Origin of the sequence: Stenotrophomonas sp. As-7 (genome assembly GCF_030291015.1) — a bacterium.
GTDB lineage: Bacteria > Pseudomonadota > Gammaproteobacteria > Xanthomonadales > Xanthomonadaceae > Stenotrophomonas > Stenotrophomonas lactitubi.
Genome location: NZ_CP127405.1, coordinates 1,361,100 through 1,384,676 on the forward strand (window position 1 = coordinate 1,361,100; position 23,577 = coordinate 1,384,676).

The 23,577-nt window shown below is 67.1% G+C and carries 23 protein-coding genes; 18 read left to right on the forward strand and 5 right to left on the reverse strand.

The genetic code is table 11. The features are described from left to right. Positions 1-41: 41 nt before the first annotated feature. The 3 genes from QP457_RS06350 (at position 42) to QP457_RS06360 (ending at position 4,856) form a co-directional block, all read left to right on the forward strand. Positions 42-1,898: an ATP-binding protein gene (locus QP457_RS06350; RefSeq protein ID WP_205404911.1), complete on the forward strand. Its 1,857-nt coding sequence runs from the start codon at positions 42-44 to the stop codon at positions 1,896-1,898. A gap of 48 nt (positions 1,899-1,946) precedes the next feature. After that, positions 1,947-4,253 carry a tetratricopeptide repeat protein gene (locus QP457_RS06355; RefSeq protein WP_205404910.1) on the forward strand — a complete coding sequence of 769 codons (2,307 nt, stop codon included), beginning with the start codon at positions 1,947-1,949 and terminating at the stop codon, positions 4,251-4,253. Positions 4,254-4,391: 138 nt separating this feature from the next. Beyond that, positions 4,392-4,856, forward strand: coding sequence for a hypothetical protein (locus tag QP457_RS06360; RefSeq protein WP_205404909.1), 465 nt, complete (start codon positions 4,392-4,394; stop codon positions 4,854-4,856). A gap of 68 nt (positions 4,857-4,924) precedes the next feature. On the opposite strand, the gene ccsA is transcribed toward QP457_RS06360, so the two are convergent. Further along, on the reverse strand, positions 4,925-5,719 hold the full coding sequence (ccsA, locus tag QP457_RS06365) for a cytochrome c biogenesis protein CcsA (protein WP_180164013.1): 795 nt from the start codon (positions 5,717-5,719) through the stop codon (positions 4,925-4,927). A gap of 122 nt (positions 5,720-5,841) precedes the next feature. Here ccsA and ffh point away from each other — a divergent pair, with 122 nt between their 5' ends. The 12 genes from ffh to QP457_RS06425 all read left to right on the forward strand — a co-directional run bounded on the left by ffh (position 5,842) and on the right by QP457_RS06425 (position 14,128). After that, positions 5,842-7,218 carry a signal recognition particle protein gene (gene ffh, locus QP457_RS06370; RefSeq protein WP_099821058.1) on the forward strand — a complete coding sequence of 459 codons (1,377 nt, stop codon included), beginning with the start codon at positions 5,842-5,844 and terminating at the stop codon, positions 7,216-7,218. A gap of 55 nt (positions 7,219-7,273) precedes the next feature. Beyond that, a complete protein-coding gene (locus QP457_RS06375; RefSeq protein WP_180164015.1) occupies positions 7,274-7,708 on the forward strand; it encodes a hypothetical protein in 435 nt (144 codons plus the stop codon). Between the two features lie 88 nt (positions 7,709-7,796). Then, entirely contained in the window at positions 7,797-8,873 is a 1,077-nt protein-coding gene (locus tag QP457_RS06380) for a nitronate monooxygenase (protein WP_205404908.1), read from the forward strand. Then, on the forward strand, positions 8,870-9,652 hold the full coding sequence (locus tag QP457_RS06385) for an aminotransferase class IV family protein (RefSeq protein WP_205404907.1): 783 nt from the start codon (positions 8,870-8,872) through the stop codon (positions 9,650-9,652). Before QP457_RS06380 ends, QP457_RS06385 begins: the two co-directional genes overlap by 4 nt. A 128-nt stretch (positions 9,653-9,780) precedes the next feature. Continuing rightward, the gene (locus tag QP457_RS06390; RefSeq protein ID WP_205404906.1) at positions 9,781-10,389 is read left to right on the forward strand and encodes a suppressor of fused domain protein; all 609 of its coding nucleotides are present in this window, start codon (positions 9,781-9,783) and stop codon (positions 10,387-10,389) included. 190 nt (positions 10,390-10,579) lie between these two features. Next, positions 10,580-10,840 (forward strand): 30S ribosomal protein S16, encoded by a 261-nt coding sequence (gene rpsP / locus QP457_RS06395; protein WP_025873821.1) that lies wholly within the window; start codon positions 10,580-10,582, stop codon positions 10,838-10,840. 45 nt (positions 10,841-10,885) lie between these two features. Next, positions 10,886-11,398, forward strand: a complete 513-nt coding sequence (gene rimM / locus QP457_RS06400) for a ribosome maturation factor RimM (protein ID WP_025873820.1) — start codon at positions 10,886-10,888, stop codon at positions 11,396-11,398. 8 nt (positions 11,399-11,406) lie between these two features. Continuing rightward, positions 11,407-12,165 (forward strand): tRNA (guanosine(37)-N1)-methyltransferase TrmD, encoded by a 759-nt coding sequence (gene trmD / locus QP457_RS06405; protein WP_205404905.1) that lies wholly within the window; start codon positions 11,407-11,409, stop codon positions 12,163-12,165. A gap of 152 nt (positions 12,166-12,317) precedes the next feature. Continuing rightward, complete coding sequence (rplS, locus tag QP457_RS06410) at positions 12,318-12,719, forward strand: 50S ribosomal protein L19 (protein ID WP_099821063.1); 402 nt, start codon at positions 12,318-12,320, stop codon at positions 12,717-12,719. 81 nt (positions 12,720-12,800) lie between these two features. Beyond that, positions 12,801-13,175, forward strand: a complete 375-nt coding sequence (locus QP457_RS06415; protein WP_205404904.1) for a DUF6404 family protein — start codon at positions 12,801-12,803, stop codon at positions 13,173-13,175. Between the two features lie 76 nt (positions 13,176-13,251). Beyond that, a complete protein-coding gene (locus QP457_RS06420; RefSeq protein WP_205404903.1) occupies positions 13,252-13,686 on the forward strand; it encodes a DUF1801 domain-containing protein in 435 nt (144 codons plus the stop codon). A 34-nt stretch (positions 13,687-13,720) separates the two neighbouring features. Next, positions 13,721-14,128, forward strand: coding sequence for a DUF1801 domain-containing protein (locus tag QP457_RS06425; RefSeq protein WP_205404902.1), 408 nt, complete (start codon positions 13,721-13,723; stop codon positions 14,126-14,128). Between the two features lie 60 nt (positions 14,129-14,188). Here the strand turns inward: QP457_RS06425 and QP457_RS06430 are convergent, their stop codons facing one another. Beyond that, complete coding sequence (locus QP457_RS06430) at positions 14,189-15,646, reverse strand: MATE family efflux transporter (RefSeq protein WP_164281011.1); 1,458 nt, start codon at positions 15,644-15,646, stop codon at positions 14,189-14,191. 62 nt (positions 15,647-15,708) lie between these two features. Here QP457_RS06430 and QP457_RS06435 point away from each other — a divergent pair, with 62 nt between their 5' ends. From QP457_RS06435 to QP457_RS06445, 3 genes are all read left to right on the forward strand, one after another. Next, positions 15,709-15,948, forward strand: coding sequence for a hypothetical protein (locus tag QP457_RS06435; protein ID WP_205404901.1), 240 nt, complete (start codon positions 15,709-15,711; stop codon positions 15,946-15,948). Positions 15,949-15,957: 9 nt separating this feature from the next. Beyond that, entirely contained in the window at positions 15,958-16,365 is a 408-nt protein-coding gene (locus QP457_RS06440) for an RNA-binding S4 domain-containing protein (RefSeq protein WP_089239660.1), read from the forward strand. A 129-nt stretch (positions 16,366-16,494) separates the two neighbouring features. After that, the gene (locus QP457_RS06445; RefSeq protein ID WP_240196487.1) at positions 16,495-17,688 is read left to right on the forward strand and encodes a cellulase family glycosylhydrolase; all 1,194 of its coding nucleotides are present in this window, start codon (positions 16,495-16,497) and stop codon (positions 17,686-17,688) included. A 186-nt stretch (positions 17,689-17,874) separates the two neighbouring features. Here QP457_RS06445 and katG read toward each other — a convergent pair whose 3' ends face one another. From katG to mutS, 3 genes are all read right to left on the reverse strand, one after another. Then, positions 17,875-20,115 carry a catalase/peroxidase HPI gene (katG, locus tag QP457_RS06450; protein ID WP_205404900.1) on the reverse strand — a complete coding sequence of 747 codons (2,241 nt, stop codon included), beginning with the start codon at positions 20,113-20,115 and terminating at the stop codon, positions 17,875-17,877. A 144-nt stretch (positions 20,116-20,259) separates the two neighbouring features. Then, positions 20,260-20,877 (reverse strand): DUF937 domain-containing protein, encoded by a 618-nt coding sequence (locus QP457_RS06455; RefSeq protein ID WP_089239664.1) that lies wholly within the window; start codon positions 20,875-20,877, stop codon positions 20,260-20,262. A 129-nt stretch (positions 20,878-21,006) separates the two neighbouring features. Then, positions 21,007-23,562 carry a DNA mismatch repair protein MutS gene (gene mutS / locus QP457_RS06460; protein WP_240196486.1) on the reverse strand — a complete coding sequence of 852 codons (2,556 nt, stop codon included), beginning with the start codon at positions 23,560-23,562 and terminating at the stop codon, positions 21,007-21,009. Between the last annotated feature and the right edge of the window lie 15 nt (positions 23,563-23,577).

Consider the following 23,577-nt stretch of genomic DNA (forward strand, 5'->3'; position numbering starts at 1 on the left):
GCGCCCCTGGCGCCTTTCCGTGGCAAGGAGTAATCGATTACATGCAGGACCCGATGTTCAGCCCCCCCGCCGCCGAAATCCGCCGCGCCGGGGTCGATCTCAATGGACTGATGACGGTGCTGGGCAAGCACCTGTATTCCACCCCGATGGTGGCGCTGCGTGAGCTGGTGCAGAACGCGCACGATTCGATCATCCGTCGCCGTATCGAGCAGCCCGGCATCCAGAGTGTGTCGCGCATCGACGTGCAGGTCGATGTCGCCGCCGGCGTGCTGCGTATCACCGACACCGGTGCCGGCCTGACCCGGCAGGAAATCCACGATTACCTGGCCACGGTCGGGGTCGGTTACACCCGCGGCCTGCGCCAGGACGGCGAGGACAATGAAGGCCTGATCGGCATGTTCGGCCTGGGCTTCCTGTCGGCCTTCGTGCTGGCGCGCCGTGTCAGCGTGCGTACCACCTCCTACCAGTCACCCGAGCTGGGCCACCTGTACGTGTCCAGCAATGCCGAGCAGTACACCGTCAGCGAAGTGCCGGCACGCGCGATCGGCACCGAGGTCGAGCTGGAGCTGCATCCGGACTTCCTGCCGCTGGCCAACGAAGCGCGCCTGCACGAGGTGCTGGGCCGCTACTGCGCGCTGCTGTCCGAGCCGATCTTCATCGGTGCGGCGACCGCCGCGATCAATCCCGAACCGCCGCCGTGGCGCGGGCAGGGGGACGTCGCGCTGCATCCGGTGCAGGCACGCCGCCAGGCGCAGCAGTTCGCGGCCCGCTTCGAACACGATTTCGAGCCCATCGTGACGATGCCGCTGCAGTCCGATGGCAGCAGTGACGCCATCGGCATGCTCTGGGTGCAGGACGGTGCCACCTACGGCACCAGCGACAACCGCAATCTGTCGGTGTTCGTGCGCGGCATGCTGCTGGACGACGACGCGCGCGACCTGCTGCCGCCGTGGGCCGGCTTCATCGGCGGGGTGATCGAATCGTCGAAGCTGACCCCGACCGCCAGCCGCGAGGACCTGCAGCGCGATGACCACTATCGCGCCGTGCAGCACGCCCTGCTGGAAGCGCTGATCGATGGCCTGGCCGACGTTGCGCGGCAGCAGCCCGAAGCCTGGCGACGCGTGCTCAGCCGCCACAACGAAGCCCTGCTGGGCGCGGCGCTGTGCGATGAGCGCCTGTTCGACCTGCTGCTGGAACACGTGCGCGTGCCGACCTCGCAGGGTGACCTGCCGGCCAGCGCGTTGCCGGCGCGCGGCGCGGTGCATGTGATCCTCGACAACGGTGGCGGCTTCGAGGAAATGCTGTTCCGTGCGATGGGCGTGCCGGTCGCGCATGGCCATCGCTATGCCGTGGTGCCTTTCCTGCGCCGCTGGGCCCAGGCCAAGGGCCTGCGCCTGGTCGAACTCGGTACCGAGCAGGGCAATCGCGCACTGTTCCGCACCGACGACAGCCTTGACGATACGCAGTTGGCCTGGCTGCGCGAACACCTGGGCGACGGCGAACAGCTGCTGCCGGCGCGGTTCAGTCCCGAGGCGTTGCCGGTGGTGGTGGTGCCCGACCGCGAAGCCGAACTGAAACAGCGCCTGGAAGACGACGAGAACGACAAGCGCGTATCGATGGCCGCATTGCGGCTGGCGCGCCAGTTCACCGCGCGCATCGAGGCGCGTGCACCGTCGCGGCTCTACCTCAACCTGGACAATCCGGCGGTGCAGGCCTTGCTGCAGGCCCAGCGCGATGGCCACCCGCAGGCCGCGTCTGCCGCGCGCCTGCTGCGCTCGCTGAAGATCATCGTGTCCGCGCAGGGCCGGCCGTTGCAGCGCACTGCGGCGACGCCGGGCCCCGATCTCAATAGTGCATTTACCGATATTGCCGGTGCCCTGCAGCAGATGCTGCGCTGAGCACCGCCCCCTCTCATCCAGCCTTCGCTAGACAGGAGCATTACCCCCATGGATATCTGGAACTGGGTCGAAAAACTGCAGGAAGACCTGCGCCAGGCCGGGCAGGCACAGAACGCCCACCTGCTGACCCGCCTTGCCGATGAAGTCAGTGAACTGCAGGTCGACCGCGTCGATGCACTGCTGCCCGAAGCACGCGCGTTGGGCAAGGCGCTGGACAACCCTTGGGTCGACGTCTATGTCGGCCATTGGGCGCTGCGCAACCGCGTCGGCAACCGCGTGGAAGGTGAAAGTGCGCTGGGCGAGTCGGTGGCGCTGTTCGAGCGCGCACACCGTGCCGATACCCTGGACTGCCCGCAATCGATCTGCGTCACCCAGGACCTTGCCGCCTGCTACGGCAACATCGATGGTCCGGGCTGGGTGCCCGAGCGCATCGAGGTCTGCGACGAGACGCTCGGCCGCATCGACCCGAGCTGGGCCTGCTTCCAGTGCCTGAGCTGCGAGAAGGCCGACGCGCTGCTGGACGACGGCCGTGGCCAGGACGCGCTGGATTACCTGCAGGTGCAGGCGGCGGCGATCCAGGCGCGCGGCAAGGAAGTGTTCGACAGCTTCCCGGAAATGCAGATCAAGATCCTGCTGGCCAGCGGCCGTGCGGCGGAGGCGCTGGCACTGATCGAGCAGCGCGAAGCCGAAGTGGCCGCTGCAGGCGAATACGAGCCGGCCAACTGCACGGTGCCGCGTCGGCTGTCCAAGGCCTGGGCGCTGGCCCAGCTGGGGCGTGATGAAGAGGCGCTGCAGCAGCTGGTGCCCTGGAGCGAGCTGACGCCGAACCACTGGCGGCTGTGGGCCAATACGGCTTCGACGCTGTGCAGTCGTGATGGCGAACGCAACACCTGGGATCTCGGCACGCGCTTCAACACCATCATCGAGCACTTCGCCACTGTTGGCGCGCATCGCCTGGTGATCGAGATCGCTGCACTGAGCCTGGAACTGGCCCTGCAGCGCGGTGCGCGCTGGGTGGCGCAGCGCCAGCTGGGCCTGGCCCGCACCCATCTGGGGCAACTGCGGCAGGACCGCGGCGCTGCCGCGCTGGTGGCTGGCTTGGCGGCACGGATCGAGGCGCTGCCGGAGACGGCACCGCTGCCGGTGCCTGCCGATGAACTGCTTGCGTGGCTGCAGGCGCAGGGCGAACAGAACCAGTCACGTGATCCCGAGCGCGAAGCGCAGTGGCTGCTGCAGGCCCACGCCGAGCGGCCGGACGACGGCGCGCTGGCCGAGGTGGCCGCCTCGGCGCTGCACGCCTGTGGCGCCAGGACCGAAGCGCAGGCACTGCTGTGGGACTTCGTGCGCGGCCACGCGCAGGAAGATGGCGCAGCGGCCTACACGCTGATGCGTTGGCTGGCCGAGCAGGGCGATGATGACGGCCTGCGCAGGCTGGCCGCGACCTACCGCGACAGCGTGCCGGTGTTCGCGCACTGGTGCGAGGTACAGCGTGCACGGCGTGCGTCCGACTGGCCGGCGCTGGAGCAGGCCGCGCAGGCGTTGCTGGCGTTGTCACCGGGCTCGAACGGTGCACGCGGGACGCTTGCCCGGATGTACATGGAGACCGGCCGCTTCAGCGAGGCGCAGGCCTGCTATGCGCAGCTGGTGGAACTGCTGGAAGAGCCCAACGCCGCGCACTGGGACCACATGAGTGCGGCCAGCGCGGCGCAGGACTGGGATGCGGTGCGCCGCTCGGCAGCAGCGATCGGCATGGAACTGTCCAGCCAGCAGGGTGTGGTCGAAGAGCCGTGGGGCTGGGTGATCATCCGCAGTGAAGAAGGCGGCGAGCCGATGGAGTACTACGCCCGCCGCAGCGGCCCGGTGACCGCGCGCATCGTCGAGAACGCACCGGCCAACCGTGCGCAGCAGGTGGGTGACTGGGTGGTGTTCGACGCCGGCCTGGTGCACCCGGCACCAGAAGACGAAGCGGAGCGCGAGCACTTCATTCCGACCTATGCGCAGGTGCATGTGCTGGAGCGGGGTGGTTTCGCACGCAGCTGGCTGGTCGACGGCGCGCACCCCGGTGAAGATGCATGGAACGCCTTCGTGGACGCCGCCGAGGCACAGGGCTGGCAGGTGTGGTCGCACAGCCGTGCGGACTACACCGTGACCGATCCGGACGCGGAAGACGGCACGCTGCCGGGTCTGCTTTTCACTGTCGCCCAGCCGCAGGATCACGCGCCGCTGGCGCTGCATCGCTTCCTGCAGCAGGCGACGGCGGATTGGGCGCACCCACACTGCTGGCTGCGCCTGGCAGAGGCCTGCGACCAGGATCGCCAGCCGCACCTGGATGCGATCGAGCGGTACGGGTTGTAATCTCTGCCGCGCTACGGGCTCGCCGGGCATGGCCCGGCGCTACCCATACGTGTTGCCGGTAGTGCCGGCCGCTGGCCGGCAACCCCATGGGATCCTGTGTTGCCGGCCAGCGGCCGGCACTACCTCAAGGAGAAATACATGCGAAAGACAGGGATGTTGGTGATCGTCAGTCTGCTGTTGGCCCCCGCCGTGCAGGCTGCGCCTGCCTGCCAGCAACCGGCCGACGTAGCACGGGCCTTCTTCGAAGCGACCACCGGCAAGGGCGACCTGCTTGAGCCACCGCAGGCACTGGTCAGCGCGGCGTTTGCCAAGTCGCTGCGCGGCGAGCGTGCCTGCCAGGTGCGCGAAGAGGGCATCTGCACGATCGATTCCGATCCGTGGCTGGACGCGCAGGACGGGGATATCGACGGCCCCGTGCGCTACAGCTGGAAGCAGGCGTCAGCCACGGCGGGCCAGGTCGAGATGCGCTACTCGGTTTGGAACAAGGCCTACGTGACGCGGTTGCCGATGGTGCGCAAGGGCGAGGGCTGCTGGCTGGTCGATGACATCCTCACCAACAGCGGCCGCTCGGTGCGCAGGATCCTGGCCCAGCCGCTTCCTTGAGCCCATGGGGCATCCACGCATGGCGTGGACCTACTGGCTCCGATTGCCGGCCGGCGGCCGGTACGCCTCTATCGCGAATGCCCGAACACCAGCTCGATCACGAACTGGCTGCCGAAGAACGCCAGCAGCAGCAACAGCATCGCCGTCAGCGTCCAGTGCACCGCCTTCGTGCCGCGCCAGCCATAGCGGCGGCGGCCGATCAGCAGTACGCCGAACACGATCCACGACAGCACGCTGAGTACCGTCTTGTGCACCAGCTTCTGCGCCAGCAGGTCGTCGACGAACAGCACGCCGGTGACCAGGGTCAGGGTCAGCAGCGCGAAGCCGACGGTGATCACCCGGAACAGCAGCGATTCAAGGTCGGCCATCGGCGGCAGCGCACGCAGCCACGGACGGAATTCGCGGCGCCGCAGCGCACGCTCCTGCAGCCACAGCATGATCGCCAGCAGCGCAGCGATGCTCAACGTGGCGTAGGCCAGCAGCGCCAACCAGGCGTGGCTGGCCAGGCGCCAGCCCAGCAGCTTGCTCGGTTCGTGGCCGTAGCCGTGGTAGACCACCAGCAGCAGCGCGGCCAGCGGGAACACCACCACGCCCAGGGTGGACATGCGCCCGCGCGCGCCCACCAGCGAGGTCAGCCAGGCCATGCCCAGGCCGACCAGCGACAGCGCGGCGAAGAAGTGCATGTCCGGTCCGCCGGTGGTGCGCATCGCGACCAGCACGTGGTAGCCGCCATGCAGCAGCATCGCCGGCAGCGCAGGCCACAGCCACACAGGCGCGGTCACCCCGTCGTTGCGACCGAGGGCGCGCACCAGCAGGGCGCTGGCGGCCAGGTAGAGCAGGACGGCGATGAGAACGATTGTCATCGTTGAAGTTTCGCATACCCCCGGGGTGCTGGCGACGGGCCTGGCGTCGCAGTCCGGGGAGCGCGGTGGACCCGTTATACTGTGGGCCTTATTGTCCCCCGCTTTCAGACAGGTTGCGCCGCATGTTCGAGTCCCTGACCCAGCGCCTTTCCGGCACCATCGAGCGCCTGCGCGGCCGTGGCCGCCTGACCGAAGAGAACATCCGCGAGGCGACCCGCGAGGTCCGCATCGCGCTGCTCGAAGCCGACGTCGCGCTGCCGGTGGTGCAGGCCCTGATCGAGCGCATCAAGGTGCGTGCGGTCGGCCAGGAAGTGCTGAAGTCGCTGACCCCGGGCCAGGCCCTGATCAAGGTCGTGCGCGACGAGCTGACCGCGGTGATGGGCGCCGAAGCCAGCGACCTGAACCTCAACGTTCCCGCTCCGGCCATCATCCTGATGGCGGGCCTGCAGGGCGCCGGCAAGACCACCACGGTCGGCAAGCTGGCCAAGCACCTGAAGGAAAAGCGCAAGAAGAAGGTGATGGTGGTCTCGGCCGACGTCTACCGTCCGGCGGCGATCGAGCAGCTGAAGACGCTGGCCGAGCAGGTGGGCGTGCTGTTCTTCCCGTCCAGCGCCGAGCAGAAGCCGGAGGCCATCGTCCGCGCCGCCATCGATGACGCGCGCAAGTCGTTCGTCGACGTGCTGCTGGTCGATACCGCCGGTCGCCTCGCCATCGACGAAGCGATGATGGCCGAGATCAAGGCCCTGCACGCTGCGGTCAACCCGGCTGAAACGTTGTTCGTGGTCGACGCCATGACCGGTCAGGACGCGGCCAATACCGCCAAGGCCTTCGGCGATGCACTGCCGCTGACCGGCGTGGTGCTGACCAAGACCGATGGTGACGCACGTGGCGGCGCCGCGCTGAGCGTGCGCTACATCACCGGCAAGCCGATCAAGTTCGTCGGTGTCAGCGAAAAGCCGGAAGGCCTGGACGTGTTCCACCCGGACCGTATCGCCAGCCGCATCCTCGACATGGGCGACGTGCTGTCGCTGGTCGAGCAGGTCGAGCAGCAGGTCGACAAGGACAAGGCGCAGAAGCTGGCCGAGAAGGTCGCCAAGGGCAAGAAGTTCGATCTGAATGACATGCGCGACCAGCTCGAGCAGATGCAGAACATGGGCGGCATCGGCGGTCTGATGGACAAGCTGCCGGGCCTGGGCCAGATTCCCGAGCACCTCAAGCAGCAGGTCAGCCAGGGCAAGGAAGTGCCGCGCATGATCGCCATCATCGGCTCGATGACCAAGAAGGAACGGCGCAACCCGAACCTGCTCAACGGCTCGCGTCGCGCCCGCATCGCCAAGGGTTCGGGCGTGACCCCGGCCGACGTCAACAAGCTCATGAAGCAGTACATGCAGATGGAAAAGATGATGAGCAAGATGGCCGGCGGCGGCATGAAGGGCATGATGCGCAGCATGAAGGGCATGATGGGCGCCATGGGCGGCCGTGGCATGCCGTTCCGCTGAGCGCTTGCTGTATCGAACGCTTGAACAACCTGCGGAATCAATCAAAGGAATGTGCATGAACAAGTCGATCGTGGTGATGGCGCTGGCCCTGGCCCTGGTTGCCTGCAAGGACGACACCTCTGTGTCGCAGAAGGCCGGCAGTGCCATCAGCGGCACCGCTGCCGATTTCGTCGCCGGGCTGGGCGAGGGCGTGGACAAGAAGATGAACGTGACGCTGCAGGCCGATCCGGGCCTGGCTGCGCGCGGGCTCACCGTCACCCTGGGCAAGAGCCGCGGCATGGGCTCCAAGGACGCAGCGGTCTACGTGGTGGCCGACAAGGCCTTCAAGGGCAAGCTGGTGGCGCGCGCACTGGATGCCGAGGGCACCGAGATCGGCCGCGCCAGCGCCGAGGAAGAGTTCGCCGCTGATGACGCGCGCTATGTGACGTTCAAGTTCAACGAAGAAATGGACAGCCAGCTGGTCCGCACCTACGCGGTGTCTGCACGCTGAGCAACGCGGGAGCGGATCGCCCGATGCGACGCTCCCGGCAACAATGTCTGGCGTATGCTGGCAGCGACTCCTCCCACAGGTGCGTCGCGTGAGCCTTTCGCCGATTCTCGAACGCGCCGACGATTTCTGTCGGCGTTTTTCATTGCAGCTGCCAATCCTGCTGGCACCGATGGCCGGCGCCTGTCCGGTTCCGCTCTCGGCCACGCTGGCCAACGCCGGCAGCATGGGCGCGATGGGCGCCGTGTTGTCGCCTGCGGCGGATATCGGTCGATGGATGCAGGACTTCCGTGCCGCGTCCAGCGGGCCGGCGCAGGTGAACCTGTGGTTGCCCGATCCCGCGCCGGTGCGCGATGTGGCCGCCGAGGCCGCCACGCGTGCATTCCTGGGCCAGTGGGGGCCGGAGGTTGCGGCCAGCGCCGCGGATGCCACGCCTGCCGATTTCGAGGAGCAGTTCAGTGCGCTGCTGGCGGCACGGCCGGCGGTGGCCTCGACCATCATGGGTGTGCTGTCGCCGCGTCATGTGCAGCAGTTGAAGGATGTGGGCATCGCCTGGATCGCCTGCGCTACGACCCTCGCCGAAGCGCGCGCTGCACAGGATGCGGGGGCTGACGCGGTGGTCGCCCAAGGCGCCGAAGCAGGTGGCCATCGCGGCGCCTTCGATCCGATACGTGCAGAACAGCAGCTGGTCGGCCTGTTCGCACTGCTGCCGCGGCTGGCGGACAACCTGAAGATTCCGGTGATCGCTGCGGGCGGCATCGGCGACGGTCGCGGCATTGCTGCTGCCTTGATGCTCGGGGCCAGCGCGGTGCAGATCGGCACGGCCTTCCTGCGCACACCAGAAGCAGCGGTGGCCCCGGCATGGGCCGATGCGTTGGCCCGCAGCGAACCCGAAGACACCTGGCCGACCCGTGCGTTCAGTGGGCGCCTGGGCCGTGGCCTGGCGACCGCCTACGTGCGTGCAGCCGCCGCCGAGGGCGCACCCGCGCCGCGCCCGTATCCGGTGCAGCGTGGCCTGACCGGACCGATGCGCAAGCAGGCCACGCAGGAAAACCGGCTTGCCGCGATGCAGGCCTGGGCCGGGCAGTCGGCGTGGATGGCACCGGCCGCGCCGGCCGCCGACGTGCTGGGTGGCATGTGGCAACAGGCGCAGGCATTGCTGCGATGACGGTGACCTGCAACGGCGCCACGGCGCGGGCTGAAGACCTGCTGCCGGCGCTGACCAACTATGGCCACTTCACCTCGCTGCAGGTGCGCGGCCGCGCGGTGCAGGGGCTCGACCTGCATCTGCAGCGGCTGGCCCAGGCAACGCAGGAGCTGTTCGGCAGCGCGCTCGATATCGCGCAGGTGCAGGCGTGGATGGCGCAGGCGCTGCAGCAGGCCGGTCAGATCGATGCATCGATGCGGGTCACCGTGTTCTCGCGCCGTTTCGATTTCCGCGATCCGTTGGCCAGCGTGCCGGTGGATGTACTGGTTGCCGTGTCCGTGCCGGTCACGCTGACCGCACCCAAGCGCGTACGCAGCGTGACCTGGCAGCGTGAGCTGCCGCAGATCAAGCACGTTGGTACGTTCGGCCTGTTCGCCCAGCGCCGTGCCGCGCTGGCAGCGGGTTTCGACGATGCGCTGCTGGTGGCTGCCGATGGGCAGATCAGCGAGGGCACGACCTGGAACCTGGCCATGCATGACGGCGAACACCTGGTCTGGCCGCAGGCGCCTGCGCTGCGGGGAACCGCTGAAGCGCTGCTGCAGGCGGGCTGGGCGGGTGCACAGCAGATCCGCCCGTTGCAACTGGGTGAGCTGGCCGGCATGCAGGCCGCCTTCGCCTGCAACGCCAGCGGGCTGTGGGCGCTGGCCGCCATCGACGGTTACGCACTGCCGGGTTCGCAGGCCCTGGCCGAACAGGGCAGGGCGGTGCTGGCGCGGGTGCCTTGGCAGCCGCTTTCCTGAACGAGGTGCGTGGCGGATGCTCGCCGGGCGTGCCTCGGCGCTAGCGTGAATACCCAGGGTGGGTAGCGCCGGGCCATGCCCGGCGGATGCTTTCGCAGCACAGCACAGTTCAGGAGTTCCAATCAGATATGGGCACAGTCACCGAGCAGCATCGCGCGGTAGCGATGCACGCGATGAAGATCATGGGCGGCGACGCACGGCCCAAGGTCCAGGCCTTTCACGATGACCGTCGCCAGCGTTCGGTCGACATCCTGACGACACTCAACGCTCCGGAAGCGGGCCTGAAGTCGATTTCGTCCATCGGACTATCTGATTTCGCTCTACGCCATTCAAATGGTCGTGAACTGGAAACGCGCGTCGAGCTTTGCGCATGTGTACCTGAGGAGAGACTGCACTGGGACAACGTCGTTGCCTCCACTGCATTTGCGATCATGCGTGATCGTGCGGCGGTGCTACCGGGCAGCGTGATTCCAGACATCCTGCTGGACTACTTCCCGTCGTCGACGATGCCGCATATTTGTCTGGTGCCTCCCTTCTTCTGGCGTGAGGGAAGGTTTGCGGGGCTGCCGCTGCCACCTCTCGCGATCAACTGGCTCCAGTGCATCGCCATCCATGAATCTGAGCGGCGTCTGATCGAGCAGATTGGCGCGGACGCGTTTGATGATCTGCTGCAACGTCACGAGGTCGACGTGTTCGATATGGATCGTGTCGCCCTGCCGGCGTTGGGCGTCGCGTGACGCCTTTGGCATTGGTTGGACGCGGGATCAGTCGCTGAATCCATCACTTTGCTGAATGAAAGCCGCCGGGCATGGCCCGGCGCTACCGGGCAGGTCCGTTTTTCCGCAGGGTTGGCTCGGCCGAACTCTGCCGCTATAATCGCCCGCTTACCGCGCCATCCTGGCGACTGGGCAATAGGAAAAAACCACCATGGTCAAGATTCGACTGACCCGCGGCGGCGCCAAGAAGCGTCCGTTCTACCACATCATCGTCACCGACGTCCGCAGCGCCCGCGACGGCCGCAACATCGAGCGCGTTGGCTTCTACAACCCGGTTGCACAGGGTGGCGAGAAGCGCATCGAGCTGGACCTGGCCCGCGTTGACCATTGGGTCAAGAACGGCGCCCAGCCGACCGAGAAAGTTCGCAACCTGATCAAGGAAGCGAGCAAGTCCCAGGCCGCTGCGGCCTGATCCTGACGGGCCGCGCCCTGGTGCGGCCCATCTGATTGAACGCAGATGAAAGATAACGAGCGCCGCATCCTGCTTGGCAGGATTGTCGGCGCTTTTGGTGTGCGCGGCGAAATAAAGCTCGAGTCCTGGACCGAGCCGCGTTCCGCTATTTTCCGTTACCAACCGTGGATCCTGCGCAGCCCCAACGGGCAGGAATCGACGCTTGAAGGCGCCCGTGGCCGGGATACCGGCAAGCACCTGGTGGCCCGTTTCCCGGGCATCGAGGATCGCGACACGGTCGAGGCGATGCATGGCACCGAGGTCTTCGTGGCCCGCAGTGCGCTGCCGCCGCCGAATGCCGACGAGTATTACTGGGTCGATCTGGAAGGCCTGGATGTGAAGACCGTCGAAGGCGTTGCCCTCGGCCAGGTCTCGCACCTGTTCAGTACCGGCGCCAACGATGTGGTGGTCGTACGCGGCGATCGCGAGCGGATGATTCCGTTCGTCGTGCCGGAGTTCGTCAAATCCGTCGACTTCGAGGCCAATCTGGTCGTGGTCGACTGGGACCCCGAGTTCTGAGTGTAAGCATGCGTTTCGACGTCATCACCCTGTTCCCCGATTTCCTCGCCCAGTCCGCTGGGCTGGGCGTGGTCGGCCGTGCGCAGGAAAAGGGGTTGTTCAGCCTGCATGGCTGGAATCCCCGTGACTACTCCGAGGGCAACTACCGCCGGGTGGACGATCGTCCGTTCGGCGGTGGCCCGGGCATGGTGATGCTGATCGAACCGCTGCAGGCCTGCCTGCAGGCGATCCGCGACGCCGATCCGACGCCTGCGCGGGTGATCCATCTCAGCCCGCAGGGCGCACCACTGACCCAGGCCAAGGTGCGGGAACTGGCGGCATTGCCGCGCATGGTCCTGCTCTGCGGCCGCTATGAAGGCATCGACGAGCGTTTCCTGGCCGCCAATGTCGATGAGGAGATTTCCCTCGGCGACTATGTGCTGTCCGGTGGCGAGCTGGGGGCTGCGGTCATCATCGATGCCGTGGCCCGGCTGCAGGAAGGCGCCTTGAATGACGCCGAATCGGCCGCGCAGGACAGTTTCGAGGGCGACCTCGGCCTGCTCGACTGCCCGCATTACAGCCAGCCGGCCCAGCATCCGCTGGGTGACGTGCCGGACGTGCTGCGCTCGGGCAACCATGCCGCCATCGCCGCCTGGCGCCGGCAGCAGTCGTTGATCCGTACCGCGCAGCGGCGCCCGGACCTGCTGGATGAACAGGCGCTGGGCAAGGCCGACCGCAAGTTGCTGGCCCTGGCCCGCCAGGCCCCGGCAGAAAAGGGCAGGCCCTAGCGCCAGCCCCGCTTTATCGGCTATCATGGCCAATTACCGCCGGCCCAGGCTGGCGTGCAATACCCAAAACAAACGTGCAGCACAGTCCGGTGACTGCATGAGCCCACGCTGTCGAATGACACGCCCACCCGAACAATGAATCGGTGTAACCCATGAGCAAGCTGAACAAGTCCATCGTCGCGGAATTCGAATCCGCCCAGATCACCCGTGAACTGCCGCAGTTCAGCCAGGGCGACACCGTTGTCGTCAACGTGAAGGTGAAGGAAGGTGCCCGCGAGCGCGTGCAGGCCTATGAAGGCGTTGTCATCGCGACCAAGAACGGCGGCCTGAACTCCTCGTTCACCGTGCGCAAGATCTCGCACGGCTACGGCGTCGAGCGCGTGTTCCAGACCCACAGCGCCATCATCGACTCGGTCGAAGTGAAGCGTCGTGGTAAGGTCCGCGCCGGCAAGCTGTACTACCTGCGTGGCCTGGAAGGCAAGGCTGCCCGCATCAAGGAAGATCTGGCTGCTGCTGCTGCCGCCAAGGTTGCCCGTCTGGCAACCAAGGGCTGATAAACAACTTCGGTTGTTGCCGCGACGGCCGCCTTCGGGCGGCCGTTTGCGTTTGTGTTGTCGCCTCGTTAATTTCAAGGGATGGATGAGACCGACCATCGATACCCGGCCGACATCCAGGTGGCATTGCGCTTCCTGGACGGTTCCGGCGTTCCGCGGCGGGAAGCGGCCCCTCTGCTGCACCGCATGCTGTGGCGGCTGGGTATCGCGCTGCCACCACCGATACTGGCTGGGTTCCTGACCAATACGCTGCTGCAGGGGCTGCTGTTCGGCGTGTTCTGGACGGTGCTGATGTGGCTGCTGCTGTGGCAGGGCAGGGCCCCGGCAATGGCGTTGCTGGTGCTTGCTGGCGTGCTGGCAGGCGCAATGTTCGGCCTGGTGATGGCCACCCTGATGTGGTTCCTGCGCGGGACCCGCAAACTGCCCACCTGGCAGCAGTTCCGCCGCAGCCTCTGAGGCCATGGCGCAGTGCGCCGTGACCGCTGCCGGGCGGCGGCGTACGCTCGGGCCTTCAACCCCCATGGCCCCTGCGATGTCCGCCAAGCGAACCGCCAACAGTGCTGCGCCGAAGCTGCTGTCCGGCGGTAATCCGCAGATCGCCAAGGGTGAGGGCGATGCGCCCGTGCAGGCCTACATCGCCGCCATGCCGGACTGGAAACAGGCCGTCGGTGCACGTCTGGATGCACTGATCGAGCAGGCCGTGCCCGGCGTGCACAAGGCGGTGAAATGGAACTCGCCGATGTACGGCGTCGCTGCCGGCGAGGGCTGGTTCCTCAGCTTTCATTGCTTCGCCCGCTACATCAAGGTCGCCTTCTTCCGCGGTGCGCGGTTGCAGCCTGTTCCGCCGGAACCGTCCAGGAGCGCCGACACGCGCTACCTGCACATCCTTGAGGACGGCGTGCTGGACGAGGCGCGGTTCCTCGACTGGGTGCGGCAGGCCAGCGAGCTGCCCGGCGAACGCATGTAGTTCTCAAGGATCTTTCCCCGTACGAGACCACACGATGGCCACGCAGAAGACCGATCCCGCAGATGCTGCTCTCCCCGCCGCCGCACTGATCGATGCTCGTATTGCCGGGCTCGGTGATTGGCGCGGCGACATCCTCGCCCGCGTGCGCGCGCTGATCCACGAGGCGCTGCCGGACGTGGAGGAAACCTGGAAGTGGCGCGGCACTCCGGTGTGGGAACACAACGGCATCCTGTGCACCGGCGAATGCTACAAGCAGGCGGTGAAGCTGACCTTCGCCCACGGCGCTGCGTTGCCGGATCCGAAGGGCCTGTTCAATGCCAGCCTGGAAGGCGGCACGCGCCGCGCGATCGACATCCACGAAGGCGAAATGCCGAATTCCGCGGCGTTCAAAGCCCTGATGCGTGCGGCCGCAAAGCACAACGCCACGAAGAAAAAGCGGTAGTGCCGGGCCATGCCCGGCGGATTTCTGGCAACCGCTGCGCTCGCCGGGCGTGGCCCGGCGCTACCGGGTCACCGCATCCGGGTCGGCCACCGGCGACGGCGGGCAGGCCGGAATCTCCGATGGCGTGGCCAGTTCCTCCGCGTGCACCGGCTTGCTGATCATCCTCGCCTTGCGCCAGCCACCCCAGCGGTAATACGCGAGCGACAGCAGCATCGACACCAGTGAACCGGCCGGGAAGCTCCACCAGATCGCGTCGGCGCCCCAGTACGGCTGCAGGAATTCGGCGAATGGCACGCGCACGCCCCACAGCGACGCTGCCAGGATCAGCAGCGGCGGCAGCACCGCGCCGGTGGACCGCACCACGCCGGAGATCACGAAGCTGACGCCGAAGAACAGGAACGAACCGATCACGATGTGGTTCAGGTGCCGCGCGATCTGCAGGGACTCGCTGCCCTGCGGCAGGAACAAGGCCAGCGAATACTGGTCCAGCAGTACCAGCGGCAGGATCAACGCGCCGGTCAGCAGGAAGTTGAACGCGATGCCCTGGCGTGCGGTACCGCGCACGCGATCCCAGCGCTGCGCACCGACATTCTGCGCGGCCATCGACGAACACGCCGCACCGATCGCCATCGCCGGCATCTGCACGTAGTTCCACAGCTGCAGCGACGCGCCGTAGGCCGCGCCGGTGTCGGTGCCGTACTGGTTGACCATCGTCATCAGCATGATCACCGACAGCGAGATCAGTACCATCTGCAGGCCCATCGGCACGCCCTTGACCACCAGCGCACGCAGGATGGTCATGTCCAGCTTGAACAGGTGCATGTCGGCGCGGCCCAGCCACAGCGTGTGCCGTTTGTGCCGCATGTACAGCAGCAGGCCGGCCAGCGACAGCGTCTGCGACACCAGCGTGGCCCAGGCCGAGCCGGCGATGCCCAGTTCCGGGAACGGCCCCATGCCGAAGATCAGCACCGGGTTCAGGGCGATGTCCAGCACCACCGAGACCAGCAGGAAACGGAACGGTGTGCGCGAGTCGCCGGCACCGCGCAGTGCCGCACTGAGGAAGGCGAAGGCGTACAGCGTCGGCATCGCCAGGAAGATGATGCGCAGGTAGGCCTCGGCCAGGGGCAGCGAGGCGGCGGGCGTGCCCATCGCTGCCAGCAGCGGGTGGGCCAGGAACCAGCCGGCGATGGCGATGATCACCGACAGGCCGATGAAGAACGTGGCGCTGGTGCCGACCACGCGCCGTGCCTGGGCAATGTCGCGTGCACCGATGGCCTGGCCGATCAGGATGGTCGAGGCCATGCCGAAGCCGAACACCGAACCGATCAGGAAGAACATGATGTTGTTGGCGTTCGCGGTCGCGGTCAGTGCCGCTTCGCCGAGGAAGCGCCCCACCCATACCGCATTCACCGAGCCGTTCAGCGACTGCGCGATGTTGCCTGCCAGGATCGGCAGCGCGAACAGCAGCAGGTTGCGGCCGATCGGGCCGGAGGTCAGGTCAAGCGGCGCTTTGGCCATGGAGTGGTGATCGATTACCGGGAGGCGCACACTAGCATCAAGCCGGTTTGCAGGATGTGGCAATGCATCAACGACAGCAGGCGATGCGGATGATCGCGGTGGCCTTGATCGCAGCGGCACTGGCCGCATGTTCGTCAGGTGACCGGCTGGGCGATGCCCAGGTGCGGCCGACCGACCGCCCCGAGTGCCTGGTCGGCAGCCAGCGCCAGGATCTGGCGGCCGGAACGCCGGCATTGATCGGGGGCACTGGTTGCCGTACCGACCCCGACAATCCACGCCCCCTGAACAAGCGAACGGAGTAGTCCCTACCGATGTCCGAGCTTTCCCCGTTGGCGCCCAGCGTCCGTCTGGACATCTGGCTGTGGGCGGCCCGCTTCTTCAAGACCCGCAGCCTGGCCAAACAGGCCATCGAGACCGGCAAGGTATCCGTGGCCGGGCAGCGCCCGAAATCCTCGCGCGCGGTGCGTGTGGGGGAGCAGCTGCTGGTCGATCGCGGTGAAGAACACTTCGAGATCCAGGTGCTGGGCCTGAGCGACCAGCGCGGACCGGCGCCGGTGGCGCAGCAGCTGTATGCCGAGAGCGAGGCCTCCAAAGCGCGTCGCGCCGAACTGCGTGCACTGCGCATTGCTGCGCGTGATGGCTATCAGGCACCGGAGCACAAACCGGACAAGCGCGCACGACGGTTGATCCGCGCCCTGGGTGATCTTGACGCGTTGTGACGCAGTGGCCGGACTGAACCGGCCCGCGCTCTGGTAGCCGCCCACCTTGGTGGGCGCTTGCCGCCCGCGCTCAGCCACCGTTCGGCTTGCGCCCCGCACGTTGGACGGTCCTCTTCATGGAAGCCCACCATGTTCCTGCGCCGCAGCCTGCTGTGCCTGGCCCTGTCCGCGGCCGTCCCGGTGTTCGCCGCCGACATCACCTTCTGGGATACCCCGCAGCGCGGTGGCAACAGCTTCAATGAAGCACCGCCCGACCGCGCCTACTTCCAGGCCCTGCGTGACACCGGCGCCACCTGGGTACGACTGACCCCGGACAAGTGGCGCAGTGGCGGCGGCCGCGACTTCCTGATGGGCGATGCCGACCACTACCAGGGCCTGGTCCAGGCTGACGTGACCACGTTGCGTCGCGCGCTGGATGACGCCAATGCCGTGGGCCTGAAGGTGGTGCTGGTGCCGCTGTCGCTGCCCTTGCTGCGCTGGAAGCAGAAGAACGGCGATGTGGTCGACCAGCGCCTGTGGCAGTCCTTCGACAACCACGTACCTGCGCAGCGCTTCTGGCGTGATCTGGCCGCCGCGCTGAAGGGGCATCCGGCGTTGGCCGGCTACAACCTGATCAATGAGCCGGCGCCGGAATACGGCACCGCGCTGGCAGAACATGCCTCCCGCGAGGACATGCTCAAGTGGTACGCCGGGGTGCAGGGTGGGCCGCGCGATCTGCGCCAGCTGTACAAGGAGCTGGTGGCAAGCGTGCGCGCGGTCGATACAGACATGCCGCTGATGCTCGACGCTGGCTGGTACGCGGCGGCCGATGCCTTCGATTACTGGCCAGCGCCGCTGGACGACGCGAAGCTGCTGTACAGCGTGCACATGTACGAGCCGTATGCGGCCACCAGTGCGCCGAACCAGAAGCGCAGCACGCCGTACCGCTATCCCGCCGAAGTGCCGTTCGGCGACCGCAGCGAGCGCTGGGATTCGGCGCGCGTGCGCAGCTACCTGCAGCAGCCGATGGACTGGGCGAAGACACATGGCATCGGCGCCAACCGCATGGTGATCGGTGAGTTCGGCTGCATGCGTCGCTGGCCGGATTGCGGCGCCTACTTGCGCGATGTATTGGCGGTGGCCGAGCAGCAGAAGGTGCATTGGGCGTTCTATGCATTCCGCGAAGACGGCTGGGACGGCATGGACTACGAGCTGGGCGACAAGCCGCTGCCGTGGTCGTACTGGCAGGCGGTCGAGAAGGGGGAAGCCGTGCAGCCGCCGCGTTCGATGCAGGCGCCGCTGTTCTCACCGATTCTGGAGCGGCTGAAGGCCGGAGCGCGCTGACGCCTACGCGGTAGCGCCGGGCCACGCCCGGCGGTTGCATCGGTAGACGCCCACCTTGGTGGGCGTTGTGCCATGTGCCAACCAAGGTTGGCACCTACCGAATCATGGCGCGAACGCTTTGGTAGACGCCCACCTTGGTGGGCGTTGTGCCATGTGCCAACCAAGGTTGGCACCTACCAGAGCATGTCAGCCGTGCAGGTCGTAGCGGTCCAGTTCCATCACCCGCGTCCAGGCGGCGACGAAATCCTGCACGAACTTCTTCTCGCCATCGGCACTGGCATACACCTCGGCCAATGCACGCAGCACGGCGTTGGAGCCGAACACCAGGTCCGCACGGGTGCCGGTCCAGCGTGCAGCGCCATCATTGCGGCCGCGGCCTTCATAGCTTTCGCGGCCGGTCGCCTTCCAGGTCGTGCCCATGTCCAGCAGGTTGACGAAGAAGTCGTTGCTCAACGTGCCGGGTCGGTTGGTGAACACGCCGTGCTTACCGCCATCGACGTTGGCGCCGAGCACGCGCAGACCACCGACCAGCGCGGTCATTTCCGGTGCGGTCAGGGTCAGCAGCTGTGCCTTGTCGATCAACAGTGCCTCACCCGGCACGCTGTAAGCGCCCTTGAGGTAGTTGCGGAAACCGTCGGCAGCCGGCTCCAGTACCGCGAACGATTCGACGTCGGTCTGCTCCTGGCTGGCATCGGTGCGGCCCGGGGTGAACGGCACGCTCAGGTCGTGGCCGCCGGCCTTTGCCGCTTGCTCGATGCCGACGCCACCGGCCAGCACGATCAGGTCGGCCAGCGACACCTGCTTGCTGCCTGCGCCGTTGAACTCGGCCTGGACCTTTTCCAGCGCGGCCAACACCTTGGCCAACTGCTGCGGCTGGTTCACCGCCCAGTCCTTCTGCGGTGCCAGGCGCACACGCGCACCGTTGGCACCACCGCGCTTGTCCGAGCCGCGGAAGGTCGACGCCGAGGCCCAAGCCGTGGACACCAGCTCAGCCACGCTCAGGCCGGTCGCCGCAATCTTCTGCTTCAGCGCGGCGATGTCCTTGGCGTCGATCAGCGGGTGCTTCGCTTCCGGCACCGGGTCCTGCCAGATGAATTCCTCGGCCGGAACTTCCGGGCCCAGGTAGCGCGCACGCGGGCCCATGTCGCGATGGGTCAGCTTGAACCAGGCGCGGGCGAACGCATCGGCGAAGGCTTGCGGATCCGCAAGGAATTTCCGCGAGATTTTTTCGTAGGCCGGGTCCATGCGCAGCGACAGGTCGGTGGTCAGCATGGTCGGGCGGTGCTTCTTCGACGGATCGTGCGCATCGGGGATCACCGCATCCGCGTTCTTGGCGACCCACTGGTGGGCACCGGCCGGGCTCTTGCTCAGTTCCCATTCGTGGCCGAACAGGATCTCGAAGAAGTCATGGCTCCACTGTGCGGGCGTACGGGTCCAGGTTACTTCCAGGCCGCTGGTGATGGTGTCGCCACCCTTGCCGCTGCCGAAGCTGTTGGCCCAGCCCAGGCCCTGGCTTTCCAGGCCCGCCGCTTCCGGTTCCTTGCCGACGTTGTCGGCCGGGCCGGCACCGTGGGTCTTGCCGAAGCTGTGGCCACCGGCGATCAGGGCGACGGTTTCTTCATCGTCCATCGCCATGCGGCCGAAGGTGTCACGGATGTCATGCGCGGCCAGCACCGGATCGGGATTGCCGTCCGGGCCTTCCGGGTTCACGTAGATCAGGCCCATCTGCACGGCGGCCAGCGGGTTTTCCAGTTTGCGCGAATGCACGTCGCCATCAGCGTCGTCATCGGACACCAGCACGCCGTGGTTCTCTTCCACGCCCTCCGAGCCGTGCTTGTAACGCACGTCGCCGCCGAGCCACGTGGTCTCGCGGCCCCAGTACACATCCTGGTCCGGCTCCCAGGTATCGGGACGGCCGCCGGCAAAGCCGAGCGTCTTGAAGCCCATCGATTCCAGTGCGACGTTACCGGTCAGGATCAGCAGGTCGGCCCAGGAAATGGCCTGGCCATACTTCTGCTTGATCGGCCACAGCAGGCGTCGCGCCTTGTCCAGGCTGACGTTGTCCGGCCAGCTGTTGAGCGGGGCGAAGCGCTGCTGGCCGCGACCACCGCCGCCACGGCCATCGTCGATGCGGTAGGTACCGGCGCTGTGCCACGCCATGCGGATGAACAGGCCGCCGTAGTGACCGAAGTCGGCCGGCCACCAGTCCTGCGAGTCGGTCATCAACGCCTTCAGGTCGGCCTTCAGCGCGCTGTAGTCCAGCCCGTTGAAGGCCGTGGCGTAGTCGAAGTCCGCATCGAGGGGGTTGGAGCGCGTGGAGTGCTGGTTGAGCAGGTCCACGCGCAGCTGGTTCGGCCACCAGTCGCGGTTGGTCGTCGCATCACCGACGACGGCATGGTTGAACGGGCACTTCGCTTCGCTTTTCATGGGTCTCTACCTGTGGACTGGCGAATGAGGGAATCAGATCGCTTACCCACCATAGGCATCGCCTAACGATGGGTAAATTCGATTGATTCAACCGCTGCGATAGTGGCTGCCTATGATCGGCAGCGCTTGGATCGTTGTGCGCGATCAGCGCTTGAGCAGGCCCGCGCCGAGCTTGAGCAGATCGCTGGCGCCGAACTGGCCATCGCCGTCCTGGTCGAGCGCACCGCCGAGCAGGCTGCCGATGCCGCCGCCGGATTGCTGTGCTTCCTGGCCCAGGGCCTGGCTGAGCTGGCCGGCGTTGCCGCTCTGGGCAAACCGCTGGGCCAGGAACGACATGACGATGGGGGCGAGAATCGCCAGCAGCTGACTGGACTTGCCGCTGTCCAGGCCGGTCTTCTGGCCCAGCGCTTCGGCCGCCTGTGAGGTCTGCCCACCGAAGACGTGGCCGAGGATGCCGGCACCGTTGGTGGCGTTGCCGCCGCCGCCGCCCATCACCGCGCCGAGGATGCTGCCGAGATCGAAACCGCCACCACCGCCGCCGGCCGAACCGAGGTGGTCGCGCTGCAGGGCATTGAGAAGGGACTGCGCACCCTGCGGCTCACTGGCGTTCTGGCCCATCGCGCCGAGCAGCAGGGGCAGGGCGCTGCCGACGGCCTGGGTGGCCTGGCTGCTGTCCAGGCCGAGCTGCTGTGACACCTGCTGCAGGCCTTGGCCCTGCTGCAGCTGCTGGAAGAGGGATGCAGCGAGGGATTCGGTGTTCATGGCGGTCTCCGGTCTGTGAAGGACGAACCGCCCGAGCATAACGCCGTGTACACGACGGAAGTGAGAAAGCCAGCCGAGCGTGGGCTCGGCTCTACAGCGGTAGCGCCGGGCCATGCCCGGCAGCCGGGATTACAACAGCGCCTTCAACCGGTACAGCGCTTCCAGTGCCTGCTTCGGCGTCAGCTCGTCCGGGTCGATCGCGGCCAGCGCCTCCTGCGCCTTGTTCGGCGGGGCGGCGAACAGTCCGAACTGCTGAGGTGCATCCAGCGCCTGCGGGGCGAGCTCGGCGGCATGGCTTTCGCCGCCGCGCTGCTCCAGCTCGGCCAGGCGTCGGCGCGCCTGCGCCACGGTGGCACGCGGCAGGCCGGCAAGGGCAGCCACCTGCAGGCCGAAGCTGCGGTTGGCCGGGCCGTCCTTGACCGCGTGCATGAACACCAGCGCTTCGCCGTGCTCCACGGCATCCAGGTGCACGTTGGCGATGCCGCTGCGGCCGCCCTCGTGCTGTTCGTCGGCCAGCGCGGTCAGTTCGAAGTAATGGGTGGCAAACAGCGTGTAGCAGCGGTTTTCGTAGGCGAGGTGGCGCGCCACCGCGTCGGCCAGGGCCAGGCCATCGTAGGTCGAAGTACCGCGGCCGATCTCATCCATCAGCACCAGCGAATGTGCGGTGGCGTGATGCAGGATGTAGCTGGTTTCAGCCATCTCGACCATGAAGGTCGACTGCCCGCGGGCAAGATCGTCGCCGGCGCCGATGCGGGTCAGGATGCGGTCGATCGGGCCGATCAGCGCGCGGCTGGCCGGCACGAAGCTGCCGATGTGGGCCAGCAGCACGATCAGCGCGTTCTGCCGCATGTAGGTCGATTTACCGCCCATGTTCGGGCCGGTGATGACCAGCATGCGACGGTCCGGGTGCAGGTCCAGATCGTTGGGCTCGAACGGCTGGTCACGCACCGCTTCCACCACCGGATGGCGGCCGCGTTCGATCTTCAGGCACGGCTCGGCCTGCAGTTCCGGACGCGCCCAGTCCAGCGCCTGCGCACGCTCGGCGAAGGCGGCCAGCACGTCCAGTTCGCTGAGGGCGGCGGCGCACTGCTTGAGCGGTTCCAGCTGCGTGCCCAGCGTGTCCAGCAGCTGCTCGTACAGGTACTTCTCGCGCGACAGCGAACGGTCACGGGCGGACAGCACCTTGTCCTCGAATGCCTTCAGTTCTTCGGTGATGTAGCGCTCGGCGTTGGTCAGTGTCTGGCGGCGGGTGTAATGCACCGGCGCGCGCTCGGACTGGCCCTTGCTGATTTCGATGTAATAGCCGTGCACACGGTTGTAGCCGACCTTCAGGGTGGCGATGCCGCTGCTTTCGCGCTCGCGCTGTTCCAGGTCGACCAGGAACTGGTCGGCGTGGGTCGACAGACGCCGCAGTTCATCCAGCTCGGCGTCGAAGCCATCGGCCAGCACGCCACCATCGCTGAGCTTGAGCGGCGGCATTTCGGCAATGGCGCTGGCCAGCAGGTGCGCGCACTCGTCGTGCTCGCCGAGCGCGGCGTGCAGGGTCTGCAGTCGCGGTGAATCCAACGGTGCCAGCACCTCGCGTACGGCCGGCAGAAGGCCGAGGCCATCGCGCAGCGTCGAGAAGTCGCGCGGCCGTGCCGAGCGCAGGGCGACGCGGGTGAGGATGCGTTCGAGGTCGCCGAGGCGGCGGAACTGCTCGCGGATGTCGGCGTCGCTGCCGCGGTCGATCAGTGTCTCCACCGCGTGGTGGCGCTGCACCAGCACCTCGCGCAGGCGCAGCGGTCGATGCAGCCAGCGGCGCAGCAGGCGGCCACCCATCGGCGTCACCGTGCTGTCGAGCACGCCGAGCAGGGTGTTGCGGGTATCGCCGTCGACGCGGGTGTCCAGCTCCAGATGGCGTCGCGTTGCCGCATTCATCGCAATCGCTTCGCTGGCGGTCTCCATCGAGATGGAGGTCAGGTGCGGCAGGCGCTGCTTCTGGGTTTCCTCGACATAGCCGAGCAGGGCGCCGGCAGCGGCCGTGGCGCGCGGCTTGTCGTCGATGCCGAAGCCGCTGAGGTCGTGCAGCTTGAAGAAGTTCAGCAGCTGGCGGCGACCACTGTCGGCGTCGAACAGCCACGGCGCGCGGCGACGCACGCCGCTGCGCTGGCGCAGGAAGTCGGGCCAGTTCTCTTCATCCGGCACCAGCAGTTCGGCCGGTTCCAGACGGGCCAGCTCGGCCTCCAGCGCGTCATCGGTGTCGACTTCGTTGACCAGGAATCGGCCGCCGGCCAGGTCGGCCCAGGCCAGCCCATAGCCGCTCTTGTTGCGCGACAGGGCCATCAGCAGGGTGTCGCGGCGCTCGTCCAGCAGCGCTTCGTCGGTAACGGTGCCCGGGGTGACGATACGCACCACCTTGCGTTCGACCAGACCCTTGGCCAGTGCCGGGTCGCCGATCTGTTCGCAGATCGCCACCGACTCGCCCAGCGCCACCAGCCGTGCCAGGTAGCCCTCGTAGGCGTGCACCGGCACACCGGCCATCGGAATCGGTGCACCACCGGAGCTGCCGCGCTGGGTCAGGGTGATGTCGAGCAGGCGCGCGGCCTTGCGCGCGTCGTCGTAGAACAGCTCGTAGAAGTCGCCCATGCGGAAGAACAGCAGCAGGTCCGGATAGTCGGACTTGGCTGCGAAGAACTGCTTCATGAGGGGCGTGTGCTC